This is a genomic window from Arthrobacter sp. HMWF013, assembly GCF_003061105.1.
Lineage (GTDB): Bacteria > Actinomycetota > Actinomycetes > Actinomycetales > Micrococcaceae > Arthrobacter.
In genome coordinates this window covers 2,021-5,703 of the sequence record NZ_QAIQ01000657.1, presented here as the reverse complement: position 1 = coordinate 5,703, position 3,683 = coordinate 2,021, and the positions used below count along the sequence as shown (strand labels likewise).

Annotated in this window: 2 protein-coding genes; one reads left to right on the top strand and one right to left on the bottom strand. The window is 63.2% G+C overall.

Annotated features, from left to right (window positions below; genetic code table 11):
• Window positions 1–1,550: M13 family metallopeptidase (locus tag DBR22_RS21580; RefSeq protein ID WP_108600672.1), on the bottom strand; the 1,550-nt coding region annotated here is incomplete at its 3' end.
• Between the two features lie 253 nt (window positions 1,551–1,803).
• On the opposite strand from DBR22_RS21580, the gene leuA reads away from it, so the two are divergent.
• Window positions 1,804–3,543, top strand: coding sequence for a 2-isopropylmalate synthase (gene leuA / locus DBR22_RS21575; protein WP_108600671.1), 1,740 nt, complete (start codon window positions 1,804–1,806; stop codon window positions 3,541–3,543).
• Window positions 3,544–3,683 lie beyond the last annotated feature (140 nt).

The window sequence follows — 3,683 nt, the reverse complement described above, 5'->3', positions numbered from 1 at the left end:
TCGAATGCCTTCCTGTCTTCCACGCTCCACCAGTTCCGCAGGGCTCCGCCGCCGTCGAACTGTGAGCCCTGATCGTCAAAACCATGTCCGATCTCGTGGCCGATCACGGCGCCGATACCGCCGTAGTTGACCGCGTCATCAGCATCCGCCGTGAAGAACGGCGGCTGGAGGATGGCGGCCGGGAAGACGATCTCATTGAGCATCGGATGGTAGTAGGCGTTCACCGTCTGCGGTGTCATGAGCCATTTGTTGCGGTCCACCGGTTTGCCCACCTCGTCCAGGTGACGGTCGACGTCGGCATTATGGGCGCGCTCGACGTTACCCAGGAGGTCGTTGGGGTCGATCTCCACCGCCGAGTAATCGATCCATTCGTCCGGAAAGCCGATCTTTGCGCGGAATGCCTCGAGTTTCCGCAGGGCTTCGACCTTCGTTTCCTCGCCCATCCATTCCAAAGCCGTAATGCTCTGCCGGTAGGCCTCGATCAGGTTGGCCACCAAAGTCTGCATCCGGGCCTTGTGTGTCTCGGGGAAGTGCTTCGCGACATAAATCTGGCCCACGGCTTGGCCGAGTCCGGCTTCGACCACGGCCACTCCCCGCTTCCAGCGGTCCTTGTTGCGGGGAGTGCCGCTGATGGTGGTTCCGTAGAAGGCGAAGTTGGCTTCCACAAACTCCGAGGACAGATAGGGAGCTGCGGCGTTGATGACCCGCAGGGCGAGCCACTCCTGCCAGACGGATAACGGCTCCGACTCCAGCAGGCCGGCGGCTCCGCTGAAGAAGTCCGGCGTGCTGACCACAATCTCCTGCCGTTTATCGGCGTCGACTCCCGCGGCGTCAAACCAGGTGCCGAGGAGGGGGAACAGGGCAGCTGCTTCCTCGGCGGACTTGAGGTTGTAGGTCTTCTGCGGATCACGCAGGGTCACGTTGTCCCAGTGATGGGAGGCGAGACTGGTTTCGAGGGCCACAACCCGTGTGGCCGCGGCGGGCGCATCCTCGATTCCTGCCAGCGTCAGCATGGTCCGCACATGGTCTGTGTAGGAACTGACCATTGGGGCGAACTTCTCTTCCCGGTAATAGGACTCATCCGGCAGCCCCAGTCCGCCCTGGCCCGTGTAAAGCAGGATACGGTCCGGGTTGCCGGCGTCCGGCGCCGGGTAAATGTAGAAAAGCCCGGAGACGTCCGAACGGAACAGCCTGCCGGCCAGCGCCACCAGCCCGGAGACCGAGCCGGTGGCAAAAACCTCGGCCAGGCGCCCGCGGATAGGCTCCATTCCCTTCGCCTCCACCGTGGCTTCGTCCATAAAGCTGTTGTAGAGCTCGCCGACCTTACGCTCGATGCCGCTGGCAGCCTCGCCCTTGCCCGCCGCTTCTTCGATGATCTCGCGGACCGCAATCTCAGCCCCGTCCCGAAGGGCAGTGAAAGTCCCTTCCAACGGCCGGTCATCAGGGATCTCCGTAGCTTTGAGCCATGCGCCGTTGACGTGCTGGTAGAGGTCATCCTGCGGCCGGACGGTGTGGTCGATGGTGGACAAGTCGATCCCGGAGATGGGCACGAAAGCTCCTTCGTGTGACGTGCCGCTGCCGGCGCTGGCACCGGTGCGGCGTCTGCATGGTGGACGTTAGAGGAGTTGTAGCTCCTCCATCTTACGCACGCGTGTTACTCTCAAATGGTGCGCGCAGAGCTCCTTCTCCTTAGCTGCCGCGGCGAGGCCTCAGACGCGATCTAGCGCAAGGCCCATCCTCGTCGCGGAGTTTGTGTTGCCCGGCCTCCCTTTCACAAGAACCAAAGAAAAGGCCCGATAAGTAATGCGAAACGCACAGAAGCCCTCAGGAATGCCTGCCCACCGTTACCGCCCGTTCCAGGACCTGATCACCGTTGAGGTGGCGGACCGGACCTGGCCGGACAAGGTCATCACCAAAGCCCCCCGCTGGTGCGCCGTTGACCTGCGCGACGGAAACCAGGCACTCATTGACCCCATGAGCCCGGCACGCAAAATGAAAATGTTCGAGCTGCTGGTGGGCATGGGCTATAAGGAAATCGAAGTCGGTTTTCCCTCCGCATCCCAGACAGACTTCGATTTCGTCCGCCAGCTCATCGAGGGCAACCGTATCCCGGACGACGTCACCATCCAGGTCCTGACGCAGGCACGCGAACACCTGATCGAACGGACTTACGAGTCCCTGGTCGGGGCCAAGCAGGCGATCGTCCACCTGTACAACTCCACGTCCGTGCTGCAGCGCCGCGTCGTGTTCAACCAGGACCAAGACGGAATCCTGGACATCGCACTGCAGGGTGCGCGGCTGTGCAAGAAGTACGAGGAAACCCTTGGTGACACCCACGTCACTTACGAATACTCCCCGGAGTCCTTCACCGGCACGGAGCTGGATTACGCCGTACGGGTCTGCAACGCCATCGCCGATGTTTTCGAAGCCTCGGCGGACAACCAGGTCATCATCAACCTGCCCGCCACCGTTGAGATGGCCACTCCGAACGTCTACGCCGATTCCATCGAGTGGATGAGCCGGAACCTCCACCCGCGGGAAGGCATCATCCTGTCCCTGCACCCCCACAACGACAGGGGCACCGGCGTCGCGGCCGCAGAGCTGGGCTACCTGGCCGGCGCGGACCGGATCGAAGGCTGCCTGTTCGGCAACGGTGAGCGGACCGGAAACGTTGACCTCGTCACGCTGGGACTGAATATGTTCGTCCAGGGTATTGACCCCATGATCGATTTCTCCAACATCGACGAGATCCGCCGCACTGTCGAATACTGCAACCAGCTGCCGGTCGCCGAACGCTCACCATACGGCGGGGACCTGGTCTTCACCGCTTTCTCCGGCTCACACCAGGACGCCATCAAGAAGGGGTTCGAGGCGCTGGAGAAGGATGCTGCGGCAGCCGGAGTGGACGTGGCGGACTACAACTGGGAGGTCCCGTACCTGCCCATCGACCCCAAGGACCTCGGCCGCACCTACGAGGCCGTCATCCGCGTCAATTCACAGTCCGGTAAAGGCGGGGTGGCGTACCTGCTCAAGAACGAGCACAGCCTGGACCTGCCGCGGCGCGCCCAGATGGAATTCTCCGGCGTCATCCAGAAGCGCACCGACACCGTTGGCGGCGAAGTCAGCGGCGCCCAGCTGTGGCAGGCGTTCCAGGACGAGTACCTGCCCTCCAGCCAGGCGGACGGACAATGGGGCCGCTACGCCCTGGGCGCTGTCAGCACAGAAACCGATGAAGACGGCGGCATGACGCTGCACGCGAACCTGACGGTGGACGGTGTGCAGGTCCGACGCACCGGAACAGGAAACGGGCCCATCGCCGCGCTGCTCAGCATCCTGCGCGAAGACGGCATGGACGTGCGTGTCCTGGACTACAGCGAACACGCTCTTTCCGAAGGCGGTAACGCCCTGGCGGCCGCTTACGTTGAGTGCGCCGTGGGGGAGCGGGTCCTGTGGGGCGTCGGCATCGATGCGAACACCAGCATGTCCTCGTTGAAGGCCGTCATTTCCGCTGTCAACCGCGCCGTCCGGGACGCCCGCGCCTGATACCGGTCTGCGTTGCGTGCCGGCGGTCCCGGCACGCAACGCGCCGGGATTGCCGGCTTTCCGGCAGTCAGTGCGAAGATTAACCGTGGTCCAACAATCCTTTGCCTCGCGGTCCTACCGCGATGACGCCGTCGTGCTCC

What these genes read in the sequence shown, in the direction of transcription:
- leuA (WP_108600671.1), top strand. Translation starts at nt 1,804, where the DNA reads ATGCGAAACGCACAGAAGCCCTCAGGAATGCCTGCCCACCGTTACCGC.